The organism is Corallococcus sp. M7, assembly GCF_054512695.1.
Genome location: NZ_CM137252.1, coordinates 3,775,112 through 3,800,087, shown reverse-complemented (window position 1 = coordinate 3,800,087; position 24,976 = coordinate 3,775,112). Strand labels below are relative to the sequence as shown.

Annotated in this window: 20 protein-coding genes; 12 read left to right on the top strand and 8 right to left on the bottom strand. The window is 69.8% G+C overall.

Features of this window, described 5'->3' with window-relative positions:
* Positions 1 to 23 precede the first annotated feature (23 nt).
* On the top strand, positions 24 to 1,061 hold the full coding sequence (locus ACX114_RS15635; protein WP_459298890.1) for a hypothetical protein: 1,038 nt from the start codon (positions 24 to 26) through the stop codon (positions 1,059 to 1,061).
* Here ACX114_RS15635 and ACX114_RS15630 read toward each other — a convergent pair.
* Entirely contained in the window at positions 1,058 to 3,715 is a 2,658-nt protein-coding gene (locus ACX114_RS15630) for a pentapeptide repeat-containing protein (RefSeq protein ID WP_459298889.1), read from the bottom strand. The two genes, ACX114_RS15635 and ACX114_RS15630, sit on opposite strands and share 4 nt — an antisense overlap.
* Positions 3,716 to 3,787: 72 nt before the next feature.
* Positions 3,788 to 4,723 carry a DMT family transporter gene (locus ACX114_RS15625; protein ID WP_459298888.1) on the bottom strand — a complete coding sequence of 312 codons (936 nt, stop codon included), beginning with the start codon at positions 4,721 to 4,723 and terminating at the stop codon, positions 3,788 to 3,790.
* Between the two features lie 70 nt (positions 4,724 to 4,793).
* Between ACX114_RS15625 and ACX114_RS15620 the strand changes: the two genes are divergently transcribed.
* Positions 4,794 to 5,579 (top strand): AraC family transcriptional regulator, encoded by a 786-nt coding sequence (locus ACX114_RS15620; RefSeq protein ID WP_459298887.1) that lies wholly within the window; start codon positions 4,794 to 4,796, stop codon positions 5,577 to 5,579.
* 16 nt (positions 5,580 to 5,595) lie between these two features.
* Here ACX114_RS15620 and ACX114_RS15615 read toward each other — a convergent pair whose 3' ends face one another.
* From ACX114_RS15615 to ACX114_RS15605, 3 genes are all read right to left on the bottom strand, one after another.
* Positions 5,596 to 7,881, bottom strand: a complete 2,286-nt coding sequence (locus ACX114_RS15615; protein ID WP_459298886.1) for a Kelch repeat-containing protein — start codon at positions 7,879 to 7,881, stop codon at positions 5,596 to 5,598.
* A gap of 149 nt (positions 7,882 to 8,030) precedes the next feature.
* Positions 8,031 to 8,924: a hypothetical protein gene (locus tag ACX114_RS15610; protein WP_459298885.1), complete on the bottom strand. Its 894-nt coding sequence runs from the start codon at positions 8,922 to 8,924 to the stop codon at positions 8,031 to 8,033.
* Between the two features lie 41 nt (positions 8,925 to 8,965).
* The gene (locus tag ACX114_RS15605; protein WP_459298884.1) at positions 8,966 to 9,823 is read right to left on the bottom strand and encodes a hypothetical protein; all 858 of its coding nucleotides are present in this window, start codon (positions 9,821 to 9,823) and stop codon (positions 8,966 to 8,968) included.
* 143 nt (positions 9,824 to 9,966) lie between these two features.
* On the opposite strand from ACX114_RS15605, the gene ACX114_RS15600 reads away from it, so the two are divergent.
* On the top strand, positions 9,967 to 10,227 hold the full coding sequence (locus ACX114_RS15600; RefSeq protein ID WP_459298883.1) for a hypothetical protein: 261 nt from the start codon (positions 9,967 to 9,969) through the stop codon (positions 10,225 to 10,227).
* Here the strand turns inward: ACX114_RS15600 and ACX114_RS15595 are convergent.
* Positions 10,224 to 12,938: a LuxR C-terminal-related transcriptional regulator gene (locus ACX114_RS15595; RefSeq protein WP_459298882.1), complete on the bottom strand. Its 2,715-nt coding sequence runs from the start codon at positions 12,936 to 12,938 to the stop codon at positions 10,224 to 10,226. The genes ACX114_RS15600 and ACX114_RS15595 overlap by 4 nt on opposite strands.
* A 213-nt stretch (positions 12,939 to 13,151) precedes the next feature.
* Between ACX114_RS15595 and ACX114_RS15590 the strand changes: the two genes are divergently transcribed.
* Positions 13,152 to 16,037 (top strand): YncE family protein, encoded by a 2,886-nt coding sequence (locus ACX114_RS15590; RefSeq protein ID WP_459298881.1) that lies wholly within the window; start codon positions 13,152 to 13,154, stop codon positions 16,035 to 16,037.
* A 147-nt stretch (positions 16,038 to 16,184) separates the two neighbouring features.
* Positions 16,185 to 16,598 carry an immunoglobulin-like domain-containing protein gene (locus tag ACX114_RS15585; protein ID WP_459298880.1) on the top strand — a complete coding sequence of 138 codons (414 nt, stop codon included), beginning with the start codon at positions 16,185 to 16,187 and terminating at the stop codon, positions 16,596 to 16,598.
* On the opposite strand, the gene ACX114_RS15580 is transcribed toward ACX114_RS15585, so the two are convergent.
* Entirely contained in the window at positions 16,585 to 17,496 is a 912-nt protein-coding gene (locus ACX114_RS15580) for a LysR family transcriptional regulator (protein WP_459298879.1), read from the bottom strand. The two genes, ACX114_RS15585 and ACX114_RS15580, sit on opposite strands and share 14 nt — an antisense overlap.
* 105 nt (positions 17,497 to 17,601) lie before the next feature.
* Here ACX114_RS15580 and ACX114_RS15575 point away from each other — a divergent pair, with 105 nt between their 5' ends.
* The 6 genes from ACX114_RS15575 (at position 17,602) to ACX114_RS15550 (ending at position 23,150) form a co-directional block, all read left to right on the top strand.
* A complete protein-coding gene (locus ACX114_RS15575; protein ID WP_459298878.1) occupies positions 17,602 to 18,006 on the top strand; it encodes a RidA family protein in 405 nt (134 codons plus the stop codon).
* A gap of 30 nt (positions 18,007 to 18,036) precedes the next feature.
* The gene (locus ACX114_RS15570; RefSeq protein ID WP_459298877.1) at positions 18,037 to 19,428 is read left to right on the top strand and encodes an APC family permease; all 1,392 of its coding nucleotides are present in this window, start codon (positions 18,037 to 18,039) and stop codon (positions 19,426 to 19,428) included.
* A gap of 296 nt (positions 19,429 to 19,724) precedes the next feature.
* On the top strand, positions 19,725 to 20,279 hold the full coding sequence (locus ACX114_RS15565) for a hypothetical protein (protein WP_459298876.1): 555 nt from the start codon (positions 19,725 to 19,727) through the stop codon (positions 20,277 to 20,279).
* Positions 20,280 to 20,349: 70 nt separating this feature from the next.
* Positions 20,350 to 21,162 carry a GNAT family N-acetyltransferase gene (locus tag ACX114_RS15560; RefSeq protein WP_459298875.1) on the top strand — a complete coding sequence of 271 codons (813 nt, stop codon included), beginning with the start codon at positions 20,350 to 20,352 and terminating at the stop codon, positions 21,160 to 21,162.
* A gap of 67 nt (positions 21,163 to 21,229) precedes the next feature.
* Positions 21,230 to 21,940 carry an iron-containing redox enzyme family protein gene (locus tag ACX114_RS15555; protein WP_459298874.1) on the top strand — a complete coding sequence of 237 codons (711 nt, stop codon included), beginning with the start codon at positions 21,230 to 21,232 and terminating at the stop codon, positions 21,938 to 21,940.
* A 79-nt stretch (positions 21,941 to 22,019) separates the two neighbouring features.
* On the top strand, positions 22,020 to 23,150 hold the full coding sequence (locus ACX114_RS15550; RefSeq protein WP_459298873.1) for a hypothetical protein: 1,131 nt from the start codon (positions 22,020 to 22,022) through the stop codon (positions 23,148 to 23,150).
* Here ACX114_RS15550 and ACX114_RS15545 read toward each other — a convergent pair.
* Positions 23,134 to 24,009, bottom strand: a complete 876-nt coding sequence (locus tag ACX114_RS15545) for an SDR family oxidoreductase (RefSeq protein ID WP_459298872.1) — start codon at positions 24,007 to 24,009, stop codon at positions 23,134 to 23,136. The two genes, ACX114_RS15550 and ACX114_RS15545, sit on opposite strands and share 17 nt — an antisense overlap.
* Positions 24,010 to 24,134: 125 nt before the next feature.
* Here ACX114_RS15545 and ACX114_RS15540 point away from each other — a divergent pair, with 125 nt between their 5' ends.
* Positions 24,135 to 24,857 carry a TetR/AcrR family transcriptional regulator gene (locus ACX114_RS15540; protein WP_459298871.1) on the top strand — a complete coding sequence of 241 codons (723 nt, stop codon included), beginning with the start codon at positions 24,135 to 24,137 and terminating at the stop codon, positions 24,855 to 24,857.
* Positions 24,858 to 24,976: the final 119 nt, after the last annotated feature.

Genomic DNA, 24,976 nt, shown 5'->3' with positions numbered 1-24,976 from the left:
TGCGTCCTTTCGAGGAAACCACGATGGCATCTGGGCCCCCGCGCCAGAACGGACAGAAAACCGGACACCGCGAGGCCGCGGCCCAGGTCCCCGCCGGCTACACGTGGTCCGACTACCTCGAAGCCCTGGTGAAGGAGCACGGCACCCTGGCCGCGGTCGCCTGGAAGCTCGTGGAGCGGGGCCTGGCGGAGGACACCACCTCCGTGGAACGGGCCCTCCGGCGGCTGCGGGGCCGGGGACAACGGGACGGCGGCCTCATTGGCCAGCGGCTCCTGCGCGTCTTCGGCGTGCCCGCCACCGTCGAGGCCCAGGCCCGATGGATGGGCACGTACCACAGCCCCTTCGGCGACCTGCCCGTCCGGCTCTGTCTCGACCAACTGCGCCTCTGGGAACGCCCGCCGCTCTCCGAGTCCAGGGCCCGCGTCTGGATCCTCCTGGGACTGGCGGGGGTGGCGCTGCGCCAGCGGGCCTTCGAGGATGCGCGCCCCCTGCTCGACGGGGCCGCGGCGCTCGCGGACGCTCCGGCGGCGCGAATCGAACACCACCTGGCGACGAGCTATCTGCTCACGCGCCTCGACTCGAACGTGAAGCGCGCGGAGGCCGCCGCGCGTCCCCACCTGGAGAAGGCCCGGAGCATCCTCGGGACATCGCGGGCGGAGCTGGACCCCATGGACGCCGCCTGCTTCCAGGCCCGGCTGGTGGACCACGAAGCCTTCGACGCCAACCGCCGGGGGGACACCGCCACGGCGCTCGCGTCGTACCGCTCCCTCCCCTCCGAGGATGTGCATCCCTTCGCCAGCTATCGCCGCGACGCCGGGCTCGCGTTTGGCCTCCATCGCCTGGGCGAGCGGGAGGAGGCCCTCCGGCTCGCGCACCGCGCCTGTGAGCACGCGGGCGATGGTGGCTATGTTCGCCTGCGGGTGATGGGACTGCTGATGGTCGCGCGCATCCAGGGTGCTCCGGATCAGGAGCGCACGCTGGCCCGGGCCGCCGCCATCGCGAACCGGCTCGACGACCCGGAGCTGCGAATCCGCATCGAACGTGCGCGGGAGCGGGGCTAGGGCTTGTAGCCCTTGGGCCAGCGGGTCTTGGCGTCGTGCTGCAAGTCCTTCACGGTGCCAGGCATTCGAGCACCGGTCAGGTCCGCGCCCCGGAGGTCCACGCCATGCAACTGGGCGCTTGAGAAGTCCACGTCGCGCAGGTCCGCGCCGTCGAAGCGGGTTCCGCTCAACTCCGCGCCCTTGAAGCGGGCGCCACCGAGCTTCGCGGTGGAGAAGACGGTCCGGCCGCAGGAGGCGCGGGTGAAGTTCGCCTCGCGTAGGTCCGCGCTCCGGAAGACGGTGTCGAAGAGGTACGCCTTCGTGAAGTCCGCCCCCTGGAGCAGGGCCTCGGTGAAGTCCATCACCAGCAGCGTGTACGCGCCCAGCTTGAGCCCCGCCAGGTCCACGCCCTGCAACGGGACGGGGAACCGCTCTCCATGGGCAGCCATGTATCGCTTGCGCCACGAATTCCAGCGGGCCTCGCCGTCCTTCACCTCGTTGCGGAGCATCGCCAGGGCCTCGGCGGTGGTCGGCAGCAGCAGCTCCATGAAGTGTCTCTCGGAGAGCTCCGCGAACGTCGCGCCCCTGGCCTTCAGCCCCGAGGCGACGCTGGCGGCGGCACCGCTTCCCAGCACCAGGTGGGTGACCTTCGCATCGGGTTTCGCCGCGACCTCGGCGCCCAGCTCTTTCAGCAGGCCCTCACGGAACGCGGGTGTCGCCTCCTTGAAGCGGCCACCGAAGAGGAACCGGGCCCCTTCCAGGCGCTTCTCGAACAGGCCTTCGGGCTTCTGGGCCAGGACGTTCTTCGCCCTCTTGCCCTTGGGCTCCGGCGCATCGTCCAGAAGGAAGGGCGCGCCCTTGTCGAGCGGCCCGTCCTTCAGCGTCTCCACCACCACACTGCCATCCGCTCCCACATGGGCCACCGTGTCGCCACGCCGCGCGATGGGGCGTGCCTCCTTCACCAGCGAGCTGGGGGTGGCGTCCTCCGGGACGGGCTCCAGCCAGCGCGCGTTCGCCGGGTCCGTCGCGTCCACGTGGAGCAGCCGCCCCAGCGAATCCGCCACCACGACGCGGGGGTCGCCCGCGAAGAACACCTGCCCCAGGACCGCGTCGGGCCGCTTGAGCTTGCGCAGCGTCTCGCCGCTTCGCGGATCCACGAGCAGCAGCCAGCTGTTCGCGTCATCGCGGTCGATGTCGATCACGCTCGCCGCGATCCATCCTCGGGGGGAGACCGCCAGCCCTTCGACCTGTCCGCCGCCCTCCAGCGCGATGTCCCGGAGGAGCTCCGGCGTCTTTCCCAGCCGCCACAGGTGCAAGGCATCATCCGCGGTGACCAGCCACGCATCCTCCGGCCCGAAGGCACAGGCCCGGACCCGTTCCTTGTGCACCAGGTCCGCCTGGAGCAGCGCCCGCTCCACGCCCCAGACCTGGGCCCGCTCCTGCGCGGGCGCGGCGATGCGCGTCTCATCCCGGGAGAGGGCGAGCGGTCCCGAGGCGTAGCTGGCCAGTTCGAAGGCCTCGCGCGACTTCTCGCTGAGCGACTGCTCGACGTAGATGGACGAGTAATCGAGCCGCACCAGCGTCCCGGACGACAGGGCCTTTACATCCGTGGGCGCGAAGTTCGCTTCCACCTCCTTGCTCGCGCCAGTGCCCAGGTTCCAGGAGACAAAGGCCTTGTTCGATGCGGCGACGACGCTGTCCGGCGTCAGGGCCAGCCCCAGGATGGGCGACGGCGCAGCCTCACCGGCGATCGGCTTGAGGTCCTCCGTGGACCACACGCTGAGGGCTCCCGGGGTGGAGCCGCTGGCGAGCCACCGCCCATCCGGAGACAGGACCGTCACCGGCCCCTGCAGGTGGCGAGCGGGCACCTTGAGGGCCGGCCCATCATCGCCGTCCGGCACGCTCCAGGTCCGCACCCGTCCCTCGTTGCCCAGCGAGTACGCGCGCGTGCCGTCCGCGGAGAAGCCCACCCACCGGCAACCCGCGGGGCCGCTCCCCTTGCCGAACTCGTGCCGGCCCATGAAGCCTTTCACCGGCTTCAGCGCTGGCAGGTCCCAGAGCTCCACCTTGCCGTTGCCGTGGCCCACGAGCAGGTGCTCGCCCGAGGGCGAGAAGGCCAGGGCCAGGACCATGGTGCTCTTGCGCTTCGCCTGCGCCTTGCCGGTCCGCGCGTCGAACAGGCGGACCACGCCTTTCGACGACCCGGTCGCGAACCACGCGCCGTCCGCGCTGAAGGCGACGGCGTACAGGTCGCCCTCCAGTTCCTTGATCTTGTGGACGACGGAGTGGCGCTCCACGTCGCGGACCTGGGCCACGTTCTCGTCGAACGTGACGAACCGGGACCGGTCCGCGCTCACGCCGGCCAGGCGGCAGCGCTGCCCCCCCTCCAGCGTCCAGAGCACCGCGCCCTTCGCGGAGAGGCGGTGGATGATCCCCCAGCCCCCCAGGAGGACCTCATTCCCAGGCAGCGCGTGCACCACCCGGAGGTGGCCGTCTGCCTTGTGCTGCCCGACCGCGTTCCCGCTCGCCACGTCGAACGACACCACGTGGGAGGAATCGTCATCCCCCGTGGAGAGGGCGGCCCACAGGTGCTTCGAGTCCGGGGAGAAGTCGATGCCGATGAACTCGCCGGGGACGTTGAAGGGGGTCGCTCCGAAAACGCGTCGAGAGGTCATGAGGCAACTGCATACACAAGCGGGACTCTCGCGGAAAGTGAACCCGTGCCCACACCCGCGGAGTCCCCCGGCTCAGGTCGCGCCCTGCTTCAACGTGGACGCGGAGCGCAGCAGGCCCGCGCCGCTCACGATGAGGATGCCGGTGAGGACCAGCACCGCGCCCACCGCGAAGGAGAGGTCCGCCTGTTCATTCAGCACGAGGATGCCCGCGCTGATGCCGAACAGGGGCGTCATGAACGAGAAGACCGACAGGTTGGAGGCGAGGTAGTTCCGCAGGAGCCAGAACCACACGAGGTAGGTGGCGAAGCAGACGATGACGCATTGGAAGAACAGGCTCGCCCAGGCCACGGGGACCATCGTGATGGGGCCCGCCTGGCCCGTGAGCAGGGCCACGGGGAGCAGCAGCGCGGCGCCGCCCACCAACTGATACAGCAGGGTCTGCGTAGGCGGCGCGTCGGACAGCGACGAGACGCGAATCACCACCGTGGTGGCGCCCCAGGACAGGCCCGCGAGCAGCCCCATCGCGTCGCCCCGGAGCACGCTCGGGCTGAGGCCGCCGCGCAGCCAGCCGCCGCCAAACGCCAGCGCGATGCCCGCGAAGGCCACGCCAATCCCCAGCCACTGCGTCCGCTTCAGCCGCTCGGAGGGCACGAACCCGTGCAGGCCCAGCGCGGAGAAGACGGGCGCGGTGTAGAGGAAGACGCCCATGTGCGAGGCGTTCGTGTGCCGCAGCCCCTCCGCCACGAAGAGGAACTCCAGGGAGAAGAGCACGCCCACGAGCAGACCGGCGCGCCACGGCCCACGGCGCAAGAGCCCCCGCTCGCCTCGCACCCAGCACAGCAGCGCCACGAGCAGCGCGGCCACGGCCGAGCGCAGCGCCATCTGCATCAGGTTGGGGACGTAGGGAGCGGCCAGTTTGACGGCCACCTGCTGGAAGCCCCAGATGGCGCACAGCACGACCATGGTCGCGAGCGCGAAGCCATCCGCGGGTTTTCGTTGGGAGCTCATGACTTCATCCTGCGGCTGACGGGGCGGATGGATATAGCGAGATTCCGACAACCCATCCCGAGAAGCCGCCATGGCGAAGCAGCTGCAAGTTCCCTTCACCTCAAAGCTTCCACACCCCGTGTATTTCCGCGCGGCGAGCCTGCCCGCGGAGGCGGCGTATCCGCGTCACCGCCACCCCTGGGGTGAGTTCGTCTACGCGTACAGCGGGGTGATGGAGCTCAAGCTGGCGGACAGCCACTACCTCGCTCCCCCGCAGTACGGCATCTGGCTGCCACCCGACCTGGAGCACCGGGGCATGAACCGCTTCGAGGCGAGCCACTGCTCGCTCTACCTGGACCCCGCGTGGTGCCGGGGCCTGCCCAGGACGGCGTGCGCGATGGCGGTCAGCCCGCTGATGAAGTCCCTGATGGAGCACCTGCGCACCCAGGGGCTGGCGCAGCCACGCACCAGCGCCGAGCGCAGGTTGTTCCGGGTGCTCATCGACCAACTGGCGATGGCCCCCGCCCATGGGAGCTACCTGCCCATGTCCGATGATCCGCTCCTGCGGCCGGTCCTCACGGCGCTCGAGCAACACCCGGACGATGAGCGCTCCCTGGCGGAATGGGCGAAGGTGCTGCACACCACCGAGCGCACGCTGGAGCGGCGCTGCCAGCAGCACCTGGGGCTGTCATTCAGCGAATGGCGCCAGCGGCTGCGCGTGGTGAAGGCGCTCGCGATGCTGGAGCAGGGACACGCGGTGGAGGCCATCGCGCTCGACCTGGGCTACAGCAGCGCCTCCGCCTTCATCGCCATGTTCCGGCGGATGACGGGCACCACGCCGGACAAGGTCCGCGGCCACGGCTTCGTGGCCGCGTGACAGGCCTCCTCATCGCTCAGGGCGTGTACAGCTCCGCCGTGGACAGGTACCCGAGGGAGCCTCCCCAGCCTCCCGCGATGAGGACCTGCCCGTTGGGCAGCAGCGTCGCGGAGTGACTGGAGCGCGGAACGACCATGGTGCCGGCGGGGATCCACGTGTTCGTGGCCGGGTCGTACAACTGCGGGAACCGGTTCGACGCGACGAGCACCCTGCCATCGGGCAACAGCGTCGCCGTGTGGAGGGCGCGACCTTCGAGCATGGGGGCGATGGCGCTCCAGGTGCTCGTGGCCGGGTCGTAGAGCTCCGCCGTCGCGAGCGAGGAGCCAAGCTCGTCCACGCCTCCCGTGACGAGCACCCTGCCATCGGGCAGCAGCGTCGCCGTGTGGAAGGCGCGGGGATCGGTCATGGAGCCGGTGGCGCTCCAGGTGCCCGTGGCCGGGTCGTACAGCTCCGCCGTCCTGCTGCTGCTATTGGACGTCACGAATCCCCCGGCGACGAGCACCCTGCCATCGGGCAGCAGCGTCGCCGTGTGGTCCCGGCGCCACTCCGTCATGGAGCCGGTCGGGCTCCAGGTGCCCGTGGCCGGGTCGAACAGCTCCGCCGTCGGAGGCGCGCCGGGGACGGCACTGCCTCCCGCGACGAGCACCCTGCCATCGGGCAGCAGCGTCGCCGTGTGGCTGGAGCGGGGGTCGGCCATGGTGCCCGTGGGGCACCACGTCCCCGTGGCCGGGTCGTACAGCTCCGCCGTCGCGAGGAAGCCCATGGAATTGAGTCCCCCGACGACGAGCACCTTGCCGTTGGGCAGCAGCGTCGCCGTGTGCAGCCAACGCCCTTCCGCCATGGAGCCGGTCGGGCTCCAGGTGCCCGTGGCCGGGTCGTAGAGCTCCGCCGTCGCGAGGTAGTCGGTATCCGAGCCGAGCCCCCCCACGACGAGCACCCTGCCGTCCGGCAGCCGTATTGCCTCATGGTCCGAGCGAGGTCCCGCCAGGGAGCCCGTCAGGGCCCAGCTCCCCGAACAGGGCGGCAGCCCCGTCACTGTGAAGGTGCGGGTGGTGCTCAGCTGGAAGGCGTTGGTGACGGTCACGGTGATGGAGGGAGGAGCGCTGCCACAGGAGGGAGCCGTCCAGGTGACGCGGCTGCTGAAGGCGCCGGTGAACGGCGCGTCCAGCCAGCCGGCGGTGGCCTCCCAGGAGAAGGTGAGCGCGGAACCTTCGGGATCGCTGGCCCACACCTCGTAGGCGAACTCCTGGCCCGAGGTGGCCGTGTCCGCGGAGCGGTAGGAGCGGATGATGACGGGGGCGAAGTGATTGGCCGGAGGCGTGTCGCTGACACACAGCGCGACGGTGCCGGTGTTCGCTCCGCCGCGCCCATCCGAGACCGTGACGGTCAGACGGCAGTTGTTACAGGCACCGGCGGGCAGGGCCGAAGGTGTGAATCGAGCAGAACTGGAGGAGGCCTGGTCCCAGGTGCCAGCACAGGACGCGCTCCAGGCATAGGAGAGGCTGTCACCGTCCGGGTCGGAAGCCGAGGCGGAGACCGTCGTCGTCTGGCCGACGGCCAGGTTCGTGGGCATGGCACTGATCGCGGCGACCATGGGGAAGCTGTTGAAGGAGATGGACAGCTCCGCCTCCCCTTCCCCGTCCACGGTGACGTTGACCGCCAGCGCGACGCTGGAGGACAGGCCTCGCGAGTCCGTCACGGTCAGGGTCAGGGTCTGGATGCCCGTGGCGGCGGGCGCGGTCCATGAAGTGGCGGCAGCCGAGCTATCGGAAAATGAACCCGCGGTCGCGCTCCAGGCGTAGGAGAGGGTATCGCCCGGGTTGGGATCATGCGCGGTGGCGGTCAGGGAGAGGGTGCCCCCCGCGGCCACGGAGGTGGCGGAGGCCACCAGGGAGTCGATGACGGGCGCCTCGTTGTCGAAGGGAGGCGGTGGGTTGAGCTGCTGAAGGGTGATGGCGACCAGGGTGCTCTGGTTCGCGGTGATGGTGACTCCCGTCGCGATCCCTTCGTAGGCCAGGTCGCCGGAGGAGTTGAAGGCCTGGGCCACGAAGATGCGATCGGAGCCCGCGGGGATGTTGCCAATGATGCCGCCCCACACGCCGTTCGTCGCGGTCAGCTCCGTGGTCAGCGCGGGGATGTCCGGGCCGCCCGAGGTGACCAGGACGAAGAGGATGTCTGGGGCGAGCGCCTGGTTGGTGGAGACAGCGAACCGGACCGTTCCGGTGTCCTTCGAGGAATCCGAGCAGCTCGCCAACAGCGACACTGCGAGCGCGAGCACCAACGGAGTGAATGCTTTCTTCATGCGGCCGCCTCCCCTTGCCAATTCCTTGCAACCACCCGGATGACTGGCGTGGCGCGGAGTAATGGCAATGGGAGGCGGCGCTGGACATCACCCCGCTAGCGCACGCGCCATCGTTTGTCAGACGAATGCGGACGCCTGCTTGGGTGCCGTCAGGGGACGGCGCTGACGTCCACGTCGACGACGCGGGGCTCCTCGGTGCTCGTCGTGCTGGTGACCGCGGGCATCGCGGCGGAGACCTTGAGCGTCAGCGCCCATGCGCCCGTGGCGAGCCGGGTGGGCACGTACTTCCAGGAGAGGCGCACGGGGCCCGTGGTCTCTCCCTCGGCCTGGAGCGCCGCGCGCGCCCGCTCTTCAATCTGCGCCGTCGTCAGCCGCGTCCGGAGCAGGTGGCCCGCGCTGCCCAGGGCCGGCCAGCTGATGAGCGCGCGCTGGAAGCTGCCATCCGGCCCGTGGGAGACCACCGCGCGGTGGCCCTCCACGCGAATGCCATTGATGGCGCGCATCACGAAGGTCTTGTGGCGGTGGAGCGCGGGCGTCTCGAGGCCTGCGGGGTCCTCGCTCTGGGTGAACGACTTCACCTGCCGCACCGCCCCGATCTCCGACGTGGGGATGCCCCAGCGCTGCAGGCGGGCCAGGGCGGTGCGCTGCAGGATGGCGGGCTCCTGCGGCGTCTCCGGGCCACTGGCGACCTTGTTCAGCACCAGCACCTGGCCTTCGGACGGGTCGCGCTCCAGCTTCCAGGACTGGGACTCCAGGTCCGCGCGGGGGCCCAGCGTCCCCGTCTGGGTGAAGGGCTCGGTCGTGCCCACCAGGGAGCCCTGCAACGCGGCGTCATTGAACGCGGTGCTGGGAAGCAGCGTGGTGGGGAGGCCTCCCGTGGGCGGCGTGGCGATCGCCGTGGAGTCGAAGATGAAGCCGACGGTCGTCGCCCTTGAGGACTGGGTGGTGACGGCGGCGGGATCCATGAAGGCGCCTTCATCGCAGCCAGACATGGCGGCGAGCGGCAGGACGGTCAGGAATCGGATGAGCAGATGGCTTTTCATGGCGGTTCGTTCTTTCGGTTCGAAGTCGTGGGTGGCGGTGGTCACTCGGGCAGCTTCTGCCCGCCGGAGGGTTCGCAGCCCCCCACGTAGAAGATGGTGGAGGCGACCTTGCGCCCGGTGCTCTTGCGGTCGCGCCAGCCACCGGCCTCGAACATCGCCACGCGCTGCGCCTTGGTCTCACCGAAGACGATGGACACCGGGCAGTCGTCGTTGTCGGTGCCCTTGTCGAAGTCGTAGGCCTCGTCGATCCAGTTCTCGCCCGCGCCGTCGCCCCGCGAGTTCGCCACGTAGCGCTGCACGTAGCTCGTCACGAAGCTGCCGCACGACGAGTTGCCGTGGAAGGCATTCCACATGCTGAAGCCGCTGGTGGGCGTCACGAGCGCCGTCCGGTACCCGCCCTGCTTCCACACCTGGTAGTCGCCAGACTGGCAGGCCTTCACGACGGCGATGTTCAGCTTGCCGTTGCCCAGGCTCATGTGGGTGTCCGTGACGGCGGAGCACGCATCCGCGTTGGTCCCCATCACGAGCCAGCTGCGGAGGTTCGCCTCGCTGTGGCCGCCGTGGGTGTGCACGTAGACGACGTCCGCGTCGTCCACGCCGGCATTGAGCTGGGTGTCCTTCGCGTCGGCCAGGGCCCCCTTCGAGGCGTCGGTCCAGAGGTCCGTGCGCGCACTCGAGTTGTTGAGCGTGCGGACATCCGTCCAGAGGCCGGAGCTGACGAGCTGGTTGAAGTAGTTCGCGAACGCCGCCGCCGTCGTCGTATGCACGGAGTGCGATTCGGCAGGGCACTGCCCCGCGCCGCCGAAGTTGGCGATGCCGTAGACATGGGTTTCGTTCGCCAGGGCCGCCGCGGGCAGGAGCAGCGCGAGCGCCGCGCCCGTCCACAGGTGAGTCTGCATCCGGAGTTTCATGGTCCGTCTTTCCCCCCGTCTGGGGTGTGGGTGACGGCCCATCAACGAAATCCGGGCGGAATTTCCCTCACCCCCTTCGCGAAAAAGTTCCGGGCAGGCACCCTGCCCTTCGGGAAGCCGGAGGACGGGTGATGCCACGCAAGAAGCAGGAGTACGGTCTCAGCCACGCGGACCGCGTCGCTGAAATCGAGCGGAAGTTCGGACGCGACCTGGTGGAACCCGTGCTCGAGCAGTTGGGCCGGGTCTCTCATCCCACGGAGAAGCTGCTGGGAGCCATCGTCTTCCTCGCCCGGGAAGGCCACGTCGAGGACATCGCCCTCACGGTGGCGGACGCCAACACGAACCCCTCCAGGATCCTGAACGCCGCGACGGTGAAGGACGAGCGCGGCTAGAGGTTCCGAGCCAGCCGCTCCCTCGCCTTCACGATGGCCGCGGCGCGCGTCGTCACCTCGAGCTTCGAGAACACGTTGCGCAGGTGCCACTTCGTGGTGGAGAGCGCCACGTTGGAGCGCTCGCTGATCTCCTGGTTGCTCAGTCCCTGCGCCAGGAGCTTGAGCATCTGGAGCTCCCGCTCCGTGAGCGGCTCCAGCGGTGCGCTGGGCAGGGGCGCGAGTCCGGCGGGGCCGCTGGGGCCCAGGGACAGCAGGTCCTGGTAGCGCTGGGTGTAGCGGGCCGGCAGCACGTGGCTCAGCTTGCGCTGCGTGGCCGCCGCGACGATGACCTCCTGCAGCCCTGGCGTCTCGTCGAACACGCCCCGGCTGAAGCCGAACCGGGGCACCAGGGCGAACCCCCGGTTCACCGCCGCGAACGCCGCGGCGGGGTCTCCCGCGCGCCAATGGCACACCGCCAGCGCGGCCAGCAGCGCCGTCTCCCGGGCCACGCAGCCCGCGTCATGCGCGCTGGCTCGCAGCGTCTCCAGCAGCCCGTGTGCCCGGTCGTGCCGCCCCTTCGCCATCAATACCCACGCCTGCGCCACTCCCAGTTGCTCCCAGGTCTCGTCGTAGAAGCGCCGCTCGCTCCACTCGCCCCGGCGCATGCGCTCGCCCAGGTCGAACTCCCGCGCCACCGCCTTCATCCTCGCGGGGGATTGCTCCACCAGCGACAGGCGGATCTTCTCGCCGCAGACATGGGCCAGGAAGCGCGTCTGGTGCCCGCATTCGAGCACGCTGTGCAGGTAGTCCAAGAGCTGCCAGGCCTCCGCGTACTTGCCTCGGATCGCCTTGATGCGGGCCAGCACCAGGTAGGCCACCGCGAAGGTCTCGAACACCGCTGCCTGTGAGAGCAGCGGGAGGACTTCGATGCAGAGCGCCTCGGCCTCGTCCAGCCGGTTCTGGTCGTACCGGGTGTTGGCCAGCGCCGTCGCCGCGTTCACCCACACCGGGTTTCGCCGTCCACGGCTCGCGCGCTCGAACGCCGCCTCGCACCGGTCCGACGCGTCCTTCATGTGGCCCTGCGCCCGGTCCGCCAGCACGATGAGGACGTCCGTGTAGCCCACCATGTAGGGGTTGTTCAGTCCGGCCAGCGTCTCGCGCGCGACGGACGCGAGCCGGCGCATCGCATCGAACCGGTTCTGCCGGAGCGCCTGGTAGGCCTTCGCCGCCAGCACCGCGCCCGCCATGAAGACGTCCGGGTCCTCTTCGCCCGGTGACGCCTCCAGCTCGATGCTGGAGGCCGGAGCCGAGTCCGACAGCACGGCGTGCAGCAGCGCGAGCCGGGAGAGCTGTCGCGACAGCCGCTCGCGCTCCGGGTCGGCTGCGGCGGTCTGGAGCCGGCGCTGCGCGTCCTGCAGGGCCAGGGAGGCCGGCGCGAAGCCTCGGGACAGGATGAGGCACGCGATGCGCGCCACGCAGATGGCTGGCGCCTGGAAGGTCTCCTCCGCCGTCAGCTTCGCCGTCCAATGGAGCACGGAGGCAATCTCGCCCTCGCGCATCCACTCCTCCGCGCAGCGGGCCGTGAGCTCCAGGCACCAGCCCCGGTCCCCGGATGCGAATGCGTGCGTCAGGGCTTCGTCCGGCAGCGCGTGCTCGGCGAACCAGGCGCTCGCCGCCCGGTGCAGCCGGGGGATGCGGTCTCCATACGTGCACGCGAGCTGGGTGCGCAGGAAGTCCAGGAACAGCGGGTGGTACCGGTACCACTGCTGCTGCGTGTCGAGCGACTGGATGAACAGCTGCGCCCGCTCCAGCTCCGCCAGCAGCGCCGGTCCCTGGGTGATACCCAGGAGCGCGTTGCACAGCTCCCCGTTGAGCCGGTCCACCACCGAGCTCAGCACCAGGAACGCGTGCACCTCCTCCGTCTGCTCGCGCAGCACCACGTCCGCCAGGTACCTCGCCACGTCGTGGTTGGAGCCGACGGCCTTGCGGAGCGCGTCGCTCACGCTGGCGTGCTCGCCCGCCGTCAGCAGGGCCAGCTTCACGCCAGCCACCCAGCCCTCGGTGCGCGCGCGCAGGTACTCCACGTCCTCCGGATGGAGCGCGGCGCCGCACAGGCGCTGGCCCAGCTCGCGGATGGCCTCCCCGTCCAGACCCAGGTCGCGGCCGTCGAGCGTCACCAGTTGCTCGGTGAGCTTCAGCTTCGCCAGGTCCAACTCCGGCGGGCTGCGCGACGAGACGATCCAATGGACGTGCGGCGGAGCGTGATCCAACAGGTACGAGAAGGCCCGCACCAGCGAGCGCTCCCGCAGCACGTGGAAGTCGTCAATCACCACCACGAGCTCGCGCCCCAGGTTCCACAGACTGCGCAGCACCACCGTCGTCGCATGGTCCAGCGGGGGCGCCACCTGCGCGTCCAATTGGCTCGCGATGTACGCGTCGAACTCCGGCGCCGCGCGGCGGATGGCGCCGACGAGGTACGAGAAGAAGCGCTCGGGCGCGTTGTCCCGCTCGTCGAGTGACAGCCACGCGAGCAGCCGCGACCCGCCCACCTCGCGGTACCACTGCGTCAGCAGCGTCGTCTTGCCCGAGCCCAGCGGCGCGGTCACCAGCACCAGCGTGCCGCCGACACCCCGTTCAATCTTCCGGAGCGCCGCGACGCGCGACACCAGCACCGACGCCGTCCGCGGCGGCGTGAGCTTCGTCGGCAGCAGGTGCGAGAGCGGATCGCCCATGGGCACGTTCCCCCTGAGACCGATGGCAGTGCGAAGTAGACCACGCGCCGCTCGGGCGGGGACCGGGGCCCGGACGCCCCCAATGTCAGACACCGAACACCGCAACGCGTCACAGGCCCCCTCCCCTGCCCCTCCCTTCGGAGGGGGCGATGTCGCGAGCCTCACTGGTAATCCCGAGTGCGCAGCTCTTACCCGCTCACCCAGGAGATCCCCATGGTCCGTACCCCGCAAGTGGGCCCGAGCAAGAACCGGTGGCGCGCCCGAGCCGGTCTGCTGTGCGCCGCCACCTCGCTGTTCGCCGCCGCCCCCGCCGCAGCCCAGGCGCCCTCGTTCATCGAGTTCGAGAGCGCGCACGTGCGTCCGTTGGCCCTGTCTCCGGACGGAACGAAGCTGTTCGCCGTCAACACGCCGGACAACCGCCTGGAGATCTTCAACGTCACCAGCGCGGGCCTGTCGCTCGCGGCCGAGGTGCCGGTGGGTCTGGAGCCCGTGTCCGTCGCCGTGCGCAACGACACCGAGGTCTGGGTGGTCAACCACCTGTCCGACAGCGTCAGCGTGGTGAGCGTGAGCGGCACGCCGCACGTGGTGCGCACGCTGCTCGTGGGTGACGAGCCGCGCGACATCGTGTTCGCGGGCGCCAACGGCAATGCGTTCATCACCACCGCGCACCGTGGCCAGCAGCGCACGGACCCGTCCATCGCCTCCGTGCCCGGCGCGGGGGATCCGCAGCTCACCACGCCGGGCGTGGGCCGCGCGGACATCTGGGTCTTCAACCCCGTGTCCCTGGGGACGACGCTGGGCGGCACGCCCGTCCGCATCCTGACGCTCTTCGGCGACACGCCGCGAGGACTCGCCGTCAGTCCGGACAAGAAGACGGTCTACGCGGCCATCGCGCAGTCCGGCAACCGGACGACGACCATCAACATGGACAGTGTATGTAACGGCTTTGGCAGCGCGGGCGTGTGCCTGGTGCAGCCGGACACGTTCCCGTGGGGCAACAACCTCTTCCTGGGCGGCCTGCCCGGTCCGTCCACGAACGCCCAGGGCGCGAAGGCGCCGGAGACGGGCCTCATCGTCAAGTGGAACAGCGCCCTCAGCCGCTGGGAGGACACGCTCGGCCGCAGTTGGAACAACGGCGTGCGCTTCAACCTGCCGGACAAGGACGTCTTCGCCATCGACGCGGATGGCCTGCAGCAGAAGGCGTTCTACACGGGCGTGGGGACCACCGTCTTCAACCTGGCCACCAACCCGAAGACGGGCGCGGTGTACGCGACCAACAGCGACGCCAACAACCACACCCGCTTCGAGGGCCCCGGCACCTTCGGCGGCAGCACGGTGCAGGGCAACATCGCGAAGATGCGCATCACCGTCATCAAGGGGACGACGGTGTCTCCGCGCCACCTGAACAAGCACATCGACTACTCGAAGCTGGCCGGCGCGCCCGGCTTCGACCCCACGGCGAAGAACCACAGCCTCTCCACGCCCACGGAGATGGCCATCTCCAGCGACGGCGCCAGGCTCTACGTGGCCGCGTTCAGCTCCAGCAAGGTCGGCGTGTTCGACACGGCGGCGCTGGAGGCGGACACCTTCAATCCCCGGACGGCCAGCGCCAACTACATCCCGGTGAGCGGCGGCGGCCCCAGCGGCCTGGTGCTGGACGAGGCGCGCAACCGCCTCTACGTGATGACCCGCTTCGACAACGCGGTGAAGGTCATCGACCTGGCCACGAAGAGCCAGGTGGGCGCGGCGGCGCTCTTCAACCCCGAGCCCGCCTCCGTCGTGCAGGGCCGCCCGTTCCTCTACGACGCGAACTTCTCCTCGGCCAACGGAGAAGCCTCCTGCGCCAGCTGCCACATCTTCGGCGACAAGGATGAGCTCGCCTGGGACCTGGGCAACCCGGATGACCCGGTGACGACCAACGCCATCGACAAGCGGCTCGCGAGCAGCCTGGAGATTGGCGCGTTCCGGCTGCTCACCGGCCACCCGAGCTCCGACGTCAACGGCACCGGCAACCAGAACTCCTTCCACCCGATGAAGGGGCCCATGACGACGCAGACCCTGCGCGGCATGTCCACCTCGGGCGCCATGCACTGGCGCGGGGACCGGTCGACGGGCTTCTTCGGCTCGGGGTCGTATGACGAAGCCCTGTCGTTCAAGAACTTCGTCGTCGCGTTCCCGGGGCTGCTTGGCCGCGTGGATCAGCCCACCGAGGCGGAGATGAACCAGTTCACGAACTTCCAGCTCCAGGTGCAGCTGCCGCCCAACCCCATCCGCAAGCTGGACAATTCACTCACGTCCACGCAGGCCGCCGGCCGCGACTTCTACTTCGGCAGCCGCCGCGTGGACGGTCTGGCGATTGGCGGCAACACCGGCTTCAACTGCAATGGCTGTCACACCATCGACGCCGCGCAGGGCCACTTCGGCACCGACGGTCAGGCGAGCTTCGAGGGAATCAGCCAGATCATGAAGATCCCCCACGTGCGCAACATGTACACGAAGGTCGGCATGTTCGGCTTCCCGGACAACAGCTTCTTCCAGCACTCGGAGACCGGGCCCACGGGCGACCAGATCCGCGGCTTCGGCTACACGCACGACGGCGCGGTGGACACGCTGTTCCGCTTCTTCAGCGCCATCGTCTTCGCCAACAACAGCATTGGCGGGCCGCTGGTGGGCTTCCGGAGCGACACCGAGCGCCGCGAGGTGGAGGCCTACATGATGGCGGTGGACTCCGACCTGGCGCCCATCGTCGGACAGCAGGTGACGCTCACGTCGACGAACGCCTCCGCGGTGGGCGCGCGCATCGACCTGCTCGTCGCCCGGGCGAAGGCGCCGTTCGTGTCGAAGATCCTCGGCGGCTCCACGTATGAGGCCGACCTGGTGGCCAAGGCCGCCATCGGCACGCGCGTGAAGGGCTTCCTCTTCGACCGCGTGGCCGGAACGTGGAAGCCGGACGACGGCACCGCCAACCTCACCACCACGGCCCTGCGCGCGCTGGCGAACACACTGGGCCAGGAGGTGACCTTCACCGCGGTGCCTCCGGGCTCCGGCACGCGCATCGCGCTCGACCGGAACCTGGACGGCAGGCTCGACGGTCAGTGATGGACCGAGGTGGGGCTTTTTCGTGGTCGCAGGCCAGGGCTCTCAAATAATTGAGAGGCCTGTCGGCTGCGTTCCTCCGGAAAACGAGGGGATGACCCTGGCCCGGCGTCTGCATCAGCGCCGGGCCTCAATCCCTGGAGGACGCAGATGCAACGCTCGCTTTCCTTGATGGCACTCCTCACGCTCCTGGTGGGCTGTGGGGAGCTCGAGGTCTCTCTCTTCACGGACACCACGGAGTACCGCCCCGGTGACACCGTCCAGCTCGAGCTGCGCAACGAGGGCACCCGCGAGGTGGGCTACAACCTCTGCATGGTGCGGGTCGAGCGCAGGGAGGACACCGGATGGCTCCACACACCGCACCTGGGCGAGACCGAGGCATGCCAGGCCTACCAGGACACGCTGAAGGGCGGTGACCAGGCCCAGGGCACGCTGAAGCTCCCCGCGGAGCTGGCCGCCGGTGAGTACCGCGTCGTGCACGACGTGGACACCCGGGAGACCGACTCCGAGGGGCGGACCGTCCAGGAGCCGGTGATCAGCAACTCCTTCCTCATCGAGCCGTGACGAGCGCGTTCCATTCATCGACCATCAGGTCGATGAAGCGCCGCACCTTCGCCGGCAGGTGCCGCTTGCTCGGGTAGAGCGCCATGATCGGGACGTGCTCCGTCTCACAGGATGGAAGCAGCGCCTTGAGCCGCCCGCTCGCCAGGTCTTCGTTGACCAGGAAGCCGGGAAGATAGGCGATGCCCAGCCCCGCGACGGCCGCGTCCCGGATCGCCTCGCCACTGTCGAGCCGCAGGCGGCTTCGTCCCTCCACCTTCACGGTGGCGCCGCCCTTCTGGCGCAGGTGCCAGTGCTGCCGTCGCGTCCGGCTGCTGAAGACCAGGCACTCATGCTCCGCCAGGTCCTCCGGCGTCTTGGGCTCTCCGCGCGCCTTCAGGTACGAGGGCGCGGCGCAGACGAACACCGGGTATCGGGCCACGGTCCGCGAGACCAGGCGCGTATCGGTGCTGGAGGCGTTGATGCGCACCGCCAGGTCGTAGCCCTCCTCGATGATGTCCGAGACGCGATCGGAGAAGCTCACCTCCGCCTGCACCTCGGGCCAGGTCCGCAGATAGTCCCGCAGCAGGGGAAGGACATGCAGCCGGCCGAACGCGGCGGGCAGCGTGAGCCGCAGCAACCCTCGGGGCGTCCCCGTGCGCTGCCCGACGCTGGCCTCCGCGTCGTCCAGCGCCGCGAGGACCTGCAGGCAGTGCTCATGGAAGACACGGCCTTCGTCGGTGAGGCTCAACTGACGTGTCGTGCGATTGAGCAGGCGCACCCCGAGGCGCGACTCCAACCGGGCCAGGGCCTTGCCCGCCGCCGAGCGCGTCAGGCCAAGGGCCTCTCCGCCCCCCACGAAGCTGCCCGCGTCCACGACGGACATGAAGGCGAAGATCTCATCCAGGTGGGCGCGTTTCATCGAGGGCGCTCGATTGTAGCGACCGCGTCGCTGGAGAGGGGAACGCTGTTCGTCAATGGGCCCGGTATACGAGTCCGGCACTCACCTCCCCTCTGGAGAACCGCCATGCCCGTGACCCTGCTCAACCCCGACGGAATCATGAAGCCCGACGTGTACCGGCAGGTGGCCATCGCCACCGGCACCCGGCAGGTGCACATCGCGGGACAGGTCGCGTACGACGCGGACGGCAAGCTGGTCGCGCGCGGCGACCTGGCCGGACAGGTGGCGCAGGCCTACCGCAACGTCGCCATCGCCCTCGCGGCGGCCGGGGCGACGTTCGACGACGTCGTCCGGCTGACGATCTACGTGGTCGACTGGAAGCATGAGCGCATGCCTGAGTTCCTCGCCGGCATCGAACAGGTCGCCAGGGAGCTGCGAATCACTCCGGCGCCGGCATCGCTGATTGGGGTCTCCGTGCTCTTCGAGCCGGGCGTCCTGGTCGAGATCGAGGCCACGGCCGTCGTGGGCTGAGCCGCGACGGAGGGCATATGCTGGGGGACCATGAGCCCCTCTCCCCTCCCGGATGAAGCCGCGCCCCACCGCGACGGCTACGCTCGACGCGTCGGCTTGTTCTCGGGGGTGATGCTCGTCATTGGCGGCATCATCGGCTCGGGCATCTTCCTCAACCCGGCCATCGTCGCGCAGCGCGTGCACACGCCCGCGCTCACCCTGGCCGTGTGGATGCTCGGCGGGGTCGTGGCGCTCATTGGCGCCTTCATCTACGGGGAGCTGGGACAGCGCACCCCCAAGGCGGGCGGCAGCTATGTCTACCTGCGCGAGGCCTTCGGCCCGCTGCCCGCGTTCCTCAACGCGTGGGGATTGATGCTGATGATCGCCACCGGGGCCATCGCCGCGGTGGCCGTCACCTTCGCCAACTACACCCTCGCGCTCACCGGCCTGGGGCCCGGGTTCCGCTTCCCCCTCGCCGTCGGCGCCATCCTTTTGCTCTCCGGGGTGAACTACTTCGGCGTGCGGCCCGGGGCGCTCACGCAGAACATCTTCACCGTGCTCAAGCTGCTGGCGCTCGCCGTGCTCGTGGGCGCGGGGCTCCTGCTGGAAAGCGCCCAGCCCGCCGCGGTGGAGGCCGTGGCCGCTCCGGTGGCGCCCGACTCCCTCGTGCTCGCGCTGGGGGCGGCGCTCGTCCCGGTGCTGTTCAGCTACGGCGGGTGGCAGCAGACGAACTTCGTGGCCGAGGAGATGGTCAACCCCGAGCGCAACCTGCCACGCGCCCTGTTGCTCGGCGTCATCGGCGTGGTGACGGTGTACCTGCTCGCGAACCTCACCTACCTGCGCACGCTCGGAGCGGCGGGGCTCGCGGCGAGCAGCGCTCCGGCGGCGGATGCGCTGGGCCAGCTCATCGGGCCCGCGGGCCGCACGTTCATCACCCTGGGGGTCGCCCTCTCCACCTTCGGGTTCCTCAACCTCGTCATCCTCGTATCGCCGCGCGTCTACCAGGCCATGGCCGCGGATGGACTGTTCTTCCCGTGGATGGCCCGGCTGCACCCGCGCTTCCGCACGCCCTCCAACGCCATCCTCTTCCAGGCGGCCTGGGCCATCCTCCTCACGAGCACCGGCACGTACGGCGAGCTGCTCGATTACGTCGTCTTCGCCGACTGGCTCATCTTCGGCGCCACGGCCGCGACGCTGTTCGTCTACCGCGCGCGCGAACGGCAGGGGCTGGTGCCCCGCGCCGCGTACCGGGTGCCCGGCTATCCCGTCACCCCGCTCCTGTTCATCGCGGCGGCGCTCTACGTGATCCTGGGCTCGACGGCCTCCAACCCGCTCAACGCGCTCAAGGGCACGTTGCTGTTCGGCGCGGGCGTGCCCGTGTTCCTGTTCTGGCGCCGGCGCACCCGGCGGCCCGAGACCCCGCCGGCCCTGGGCGCGCCTTGAGGTTCCGGACGCGACCGCCAGCGATTGAAGCCATACACAGGCACGTATGTATTTGACCCGCTCGCCCGCCTACCCGGCGAGCGGGGGTGCTCCGGCCCCAGGCGGCGTGTATGGGCAGACCCGTGGAAAACCCCTAGCCGGGCTCCCAACGCAATGTGCAACACGGCCCGGACGAAATCGTCCGCACTCACAGGAATCACCTGTTTTGCTCGTTCTGATTTGCAGTTAAATCAAGACCAGTGTTAGGAATGCCTCGGCTTCGGCCAACCCCACACAAATCAACTCAGGAGTAGTCCATGACGAGGAACGTGAAGCGTTTCCTGGCCGCCTCCCTGTTGTCCCTCGCGCCGTCGGTGGCCTTCGCCGCCCCGGCCGATCTCGGGTTCCCCGACTTCCTCTCCCAGCGCAACGAGTACGTCAGCGTTCGCGAGGGCGCGTTCGAAGTTCCCCAGGTGAAGGGCGGCGCGGCCATTGGCCCGGCCCTGGAGAACTTCTTCGTCTCCAACCAGAGCGGCGCCACCATCTCCCTGGGCCTCCAGACCATCAACGGCACGTTCAACGGCGTGTTCACGCCCTATCCCGTGCCCACCGCCACCCTGGGCGGGTTCCAGGTCAACGCTCCCGCGCCGGCCCCGTCGTTCTCCCAGCAGTACTACTGGACGGTCGACCCGGCGAACCCGGCCGGCGTGAAGACCTGTGTCTGGCGCGTGGACATCGCGGACAACGCCGGGACCTGCACCGCGACCGTCTATTACGGCACCTACGGCGGCGCCATCTGCGCCCTCGACACCATCAACTCCTTCATCGACGGCGGCACCTGCCAGGCGCAGATCGTCACCATCATGCAGTGACGTGAGCCGCACGCCGCCCGGGGCCTGTGCATGAGGCCTCGGGCGGTGCCCGCCCCCAAAGAGACGACCCATGAGGCGCAAGCATTGGCATTGGCGTGTCGCCACCACCCAACGGGAGCTGGATGACGCGGCTCGCATCCGCTGGGCTGTCTTTGGCGGAGAGATGGGATTGCTGTCCGAGCAGTCGGCGGTGTCCCGGCGGGAGATGACCTGCATCGACACGCTCGATACCACCGTGCATGTGCTCGTCCATGACGGCGCCGAGCCGGTGGCGACGATGCGGATTGCATTGCCCAACGCGGAGGTGGCGGCGAACCTGGGCGTGAAGTTGGGGCTGGAGCTGGAGCAGCGGCTGGACCTCTCCGGCTTGATCCGGCCGGGGATGGTGCTCGCCGAGCCCTCGCGCTTCTGCGTGCTGCCGGAGTGGCGGCGCTCGGAGGCCGTGACCTGGCTGCAGGCGGGCATGTACGCGGAGAGCCGGCGGCGAGGAGTGACCCACTGGATCGCGTCCGCGAACCTGGAGACGGATTCGCCCGAGGACGCCCTGCTGTCATGGCAGGTGGTGGCGAGCCGCGGATGGCGCAGTCCGTGCTTCCGGGTGGCCGTGCCGGATCCGCGGGAGTCCGCGGCGCAGTCCCGGACCCCCTACTACACGCCGGAGGAGCGGGCGCGGGCGAAGCAGGGGTTGTTGGAAGGACTGCGGGTTCCCAGGTCGCCCTCGCTCTTCGCCAGGACGATGAGCGCGCGCTTCATCGCGGAGCCGCTCTACGACGCGTACTTCCAGTGGTTCACGCTGCCGTTGCTCATCGCGCTCGATGAGATCCCGGCGGACACGCTGGAGCGCTTCCATGCGATGGAGAACGGCGTGAGCTCCGCCGCCTAGCCTGGGGCTTACCTTTAAAACCATACACCCGCCGGGAGCCCGGAATGGCCCCGGACAGGAGACGCACGTGCAAACACAGACGGAGCATCAGGCGGGAGCGAACTGGCTGGCGGCGCTGGACGCGGAGGCGCGGGCGCTGGTGGCGGCGGTGGATGCGCAGCCCGACGCCCGCCGCATGCTGGAGGGCACCCTCGACGCGGAGGGCTACATCCACTACCTCGTCCAGACGTTCCACTACGCCCGCTGGAGCACGGCGCTTCTGGGCGAGGCGGGCCTGCGGCTGAGGAAGCTGGGGCGGCATCCGGAGCTGGCGGAGCTCCTGGTCCAGAAGGGGGAGGAGGAGCGGGGGCATGACCTGTGGTTGCTGTCCGACCTGAAGAACCTGGGGTGGTCGCAGGAGCAGGTGGAGGCGGCGGAGAAGAGCCCGGCGGTGGATGCCTATACGGGCTGGAACTTCTTCACGTCGCGCGCGGGCGTACCGACGGCGGTGCTGGGGACCGCGTACGTGCTGGAGTACCTGTCGCAGACGCGGGCGGGCCGGTGGGCGGAGCGGATGCAGGCGGCGGCCGCCATTCCCAACATCCACAAGGCGGTGACGTTCCTGCGCAGCCATGGGGCGCTGGACGGAGACCACGTGGCGGAGATGGTCAGGATCCTGGGGAAGCTGACGGACCCCGAGGATCAGGAGGCCATCCTCTTCTCGGCGCGCATCGCCCGGAGCGTCTACCCGCGCATCTTCCGTGAGGGTGGCGCCTCCAGCCGTTCCCTCGCGGCATAGGAGCGCCGGATTCGGCTACGCTCACGGAGCGCGGCCGGGAGCATGGGGCCCTGACCGCGACGGGATGGGGGCATCCAGGATGAGCGCGGTCGTCGCGGCAGTGTGTCTGCTGGTGGAGCTGGGGCTGGGGGTGGCGCTGCTGGTGGGCACCTTCTTCACCCTGGCCTTCAGCAGCGAGTCGTACCGGCACTCCGCCACGCCGCTGCATCAGGCGTTGAACGGGCTGGCCTTCGTGCTCGCGGTGCTCCCGCTGCTGCTCACGCTCTGGGTCGGCTGGCGGCGCTTCGTGTCGGACCGCCCTTTCGACGCGGTCCCGCTGGGGATGGGCCTGCCCATGGTGGCGCTGGTCGCCTGCGCCGTCACCGCCTTCCTGGCCATCATGGGAGGCGAGTGGTCGACGTCGCGTCACCGCGCGCGGCAGGAGCAGGAGGCGCGGCTCGCGCTGCGCGCCGCGGTGGAGGGAGGCGCGGTGGGCAAGGCGTGTGACCTGGTGGCCGCGGACCCGCGCGCTTCGGCCGAGGACATGCGCCGTTGCCGCGAGTTCATCGAGTCCCGCCCCGACGTCGAGGCCCGCTGGACCGAGCTCTCGAAGTTCGCCGACTCGCGAGGCGGCTTCAATACCTGGCACCTGGGGCAGACGGGGCTCGCGCCGGACTGGGAATGGGGCAGGACGGTGCCGGTCATCCGCTATGAGCAGGAGTGGTTCCTGCGCACGTTCTATGAAACGTGGCTGGCCCGGACCCAGGACCTGCCGACCCTGGACGACCTGAACGGTCTGCACCTGGCCCTGGTGAGCAGCACCCGCTACCTGGGCTGGGACGCCCGGGCCGTGGAGACCCTCCGCACCCAGGTGCTCCCCACGCTGCGCGCACGGCTGGAGGCACAGGACGCCCGGTTGCGCGCCACGCCGGGCATGGACCCCTGGGTGCTGGGCGCGATTCGAGACCGGATGCAGAGCCTGGAGACGAAGCCTGACGATGGCGTGGAGCCGCTGCCCCCGTTGCCGGGAACGCCGTCGCCACGAGACATCGGCGTGGCGCGGCTGGACGACACGGGCGCGCTGGACCTGTGGCTGCGCGCCACGCCCACCTCGGGGAACTTCGGTGACGTCTATGTGCGCCGGGCCTCGTACGACAGCGAGTACGAGAAGTGGCTGAAGTACCTGGGGCCGATGCGTCCCGGGGAGCCGCGGTTCATCCCCGCACCCTGAGCAGCTTGTCGGCGAGCAGTTCGCGCATGCTCATGGGCTCACGCCCGAGCAACCGCCGCAGCGTGGGGTCGACGGCGGCGAACTCGCCGTCACGGCTCGCGCGATAGAGGCCGAGCGAGATGCCGACCCCGGGCGCGGGCATCCCGCTCGCCACGAGCTTCGCGCGCATCTCGTCCTCCGACACGGTGCTTCGGCGGATGGGACGTCCGAGGAGGCCCGACGCGATGTCGCACAGTTCACCGAAGTCGAGCGCCTGCGAGGCCGTGAGCGGCGGCGTCGGCCCGTCGAACCGCCCCTCGTTCGTCAGGACCACCGCCGCCGCCTCCGCGAGGTCGGCATGCGTGGTCCAGGAGACCTTTCCATCCGCCGGAGCCTCGAAGACGCCCGCTTGCAGGGCGCGCTCCAGCAGGAACGCCGCGCTCGACGCGTAGAAGCCATTGCGAAGCGAGGTCCACGCCAGGCCGGACCCGGCCAGCATCTGCTCCGTCGCCGCGTGGTCGAGCATGGGAGGAAACGCCGACGTGGGGCTCGCGCCCATGTGGCTCGTGTAGACGATGCGCCGCGCGCCAGCGGACCGCGCGGCGTCAATGGCGGAGCGATGCTGGGCCAGGGGATCGCCCCCATGCGCGGCCGCGTTCGACGAGACCATCAGCACCTGGGTCGCGCCCTCGAAGGCCTGCGCGAGGCTCGCCGGCTCCGCGAAGTCCCCTCTCCGCACCCGGACGCCCCGTGCCGCCAGGTCCTGGGCCTTCTGGACGTCCCGGACGCTGACGGCGACCCGGTCCACGGGGACGCGGGCGATGAGCTTCTCCACGATGAGGCGGCCAAGCTGCCCGGTTGCTCCGGTCACGACGATCATTGAACGACCCCTGCCCTGTATCGGCGGAAACAGAATCTAGATACCGCCGATAACGTAGCGACCGCTAGCGCCGTTATCAAGTCTTTGTTACCGCCGTTCCGACAGCCACGTGCTAAGTCGGTCGCATGAAGGATCGCGAGAAGGCCGCCGCCGAAGACGCCGAGGGCCCCGATACGCGCGCGCGCATCCTGACGGCGGCCGCGGAGCTCATCGCGGCAGGAGGGCCCGACGCCGCGACGACACGTGCGGTGGCCACCGCCGCCGGTGTGCAGGCGCCGACGCTCTACCGGCTCTTCGGGGACAAGCGCGGCCTCTTGTCGGCCGTGGTCGAGCACGAGCTGACGAGCTACGTGGCGAAGAAGGCGGCGCGCAAACCGCACCCGGATCCGCTTCAGGACCTGCGGATGGGCTGGGACATGCACGTCGCGTTCGGGCTCAGCCATCCAGGGCTGTTCGCGCTCATGTGCAGCGACCTGGAGCCGGCGCCCGAGTCCTCCGTGGTCAGCACCGGCAACGACGTGCTGCGCCGCCGCATCCGCAACATCGCGCTCGCGGGCCGCCTGCGGGTCAGTGAAGAGCGGGCGCTCGGCCTCGTGTCGTCGATGTGCAACGGCGCGGTGCTCACGCTCCTGCGCCAGCCCGAAGGGCAACGCGACCTCGGACTCTCCGATGCCGCGAGGGAGACGGTCATGGCCGCGATCACCAGCGAATCAGCGCCCAAGGCGAACACGGAGGTCCGCTCAGCGGCCACCACGCTGCGAGCCTCCCTGGACCGGCTCACCGTCCTGACCCCCGGCGAGAGCGCGCTGTTGAGCGAGCTGCTGGCGCGCATCACGGACGCCGGGTGACATTCACTGCCGACACACCGCGCAGCAGGTTGAGGGACCCACCCATGTCGTTCCCCGGATTTCAGCGCTATCTCGCGAGCGATTACGTCTCACAACAGTCAAAGGCTCCCCTCAGCCCC

What these genes read in the sequence shown, in the direction of transcription:
- ACX114_RS15635 (WP_459298890.1), top strand. Translation starts at nt 24, where the DNA reads ATGGCATCTGGGCCCCCGCGCCAGAACGGACAGAAAACCGGACACCGC.
- ACX114_RS15630 (WP_459298889.1), bottom strand. Translation starts at nt 3,715, where the DNA reads ATGACCTCTCGACGCGTTTTCGGAGCGACCCCCTTCAACGTCCCCGGC.
- ACX114_RS15625 (WP_459298888.1), bottom strand. Translation starts at nt 4,723, where the DNA reads ATGAGCTCCCAACGAAAACCCGCGGATGGCTTCGCGCTCGCGACCATG.
- ACX114_RS15620 (WP_459298887.1), top strand. Translation starts at nt 4,794, where the DNA reads ATGGCGAAGCAGCTGCAAGTTCCCTTCACCTCAAAGCTTCCACACCCC.
- ACX114_RS15615 (WP_459298886.1), bottom strand. Translation starts at nt 7,881, where the DNA reads ATGAAGAAAGCATTCACTCCGTTGGTGCTCGCGCTCGCAGTGTCGCTG.
- ACX114_RS15610 (WP_459298885.1), bottom strand. Translation starts at nt 8,924, where the DNA reads ATGAAAAGCCATCTGCTCATCCGATTCCTGACCGTCCTGCCGCTCGCC.
- ACX114_RS15605 (WP_459298884.1), bottom strand. Translation starts at nt 9,823, where the DNA reads ATGCAGACTCACCTGTGGACGGGCGCGGCGCTCGCGCTGCTCCTGCCC.
- ACX114_RS15600 (WP_459298883.1), top strand. Translation starts at nt 9,967, where the DNA reads ATGCCACGCAAGAAGCAGGAGTACGGTCTCAGCCACGCGGACCGCGTC.
- ACX114_RS15595 (WP_459298882.1), bottom strand. Translation starts at nt 12,938, where the DNA reads ATGGGCGATCCGCTCTCGCACCTGCTGCCGACGAAGCTCACGCCGCCG.
- ACX114_RS15590 (WP_459298881.1), top strand. Translation starts at nt 13,152, where the DNA reads ATGGTCCGTACCCCGCAAGTGGGCCCGAGCAAGAACCGGTGGCGCGCC.
- ACX114_RS15585 (WP_459298880.1), top strand. Translation starts at nt 16,185, where the DNA reads ATGCAACGCTCGCTTTCCTTGATGGCACTCCTCACGCTCCTGGTGGGC.
- ACX114_RS15580 (WP_459298879.1), bottom strand. Translation starts at nt 17,496, where the DNA reads ATGAAACGCGCCCACCTGGATGAGATCTTCGCCTTCATGTCCGTCGTG.
- ACX114_RS15575 (WP_459298878.1), top strand. Translation starts at nt 17,602, where the DNA reads ATGCCCGTGACCCTGCTCAACCCCGACGGAATCATGAAGCCCGACGTG.
- ACX114_RS15570 (WP_459298877.1), top strand. Translation starts at nt 18,037, where the DNA reads ATGAGCCCCTCTCCCCTCCCGGATGAAGCCGCGCCCCACCGCGACGGC.
- ACX114_RS15565 (WP_459298876.1), top strand. Translation starts at nt 19,725, where the DNA reads ATGACGAGGAACGTGAAGCGTTTCCTGGCCGCCTCCCTGTTGTCCCTC.
- ACX114_RS15560 (WP_459298875.1), top strand. Translation starts at nt 20,350, where the DNA reads ATGAGGCGCAAGCATTGGCATTGGCGTGTCGCCACCACCCAACGGGAG.
- ACX114_RS15550 (WP_459298873.1), top strand. Translation starts at nt 22,020, where the DNA reads ATGAGCGCGGTCGTCGCGGCAGTGTGTCTGCTGGTGGAGCTGGGGCTG.
- ACX114_RS15545 (WP_459298872.1), bottom strand. Translation starts at nt 24,009, where the DNA reads ATGATCGTCGTGACCGGAGCAACCGGGCAGCTTGGCCGCCTCATCGTG.
- ACX114_RS15540 (WP_459298871.1), top strand. Translation starts at nt 24,135, where the DNA reads ATGAAGGATCGCGAGAAGGCCGCCGCCGAAGACGCCGAGGGCCCCGAT.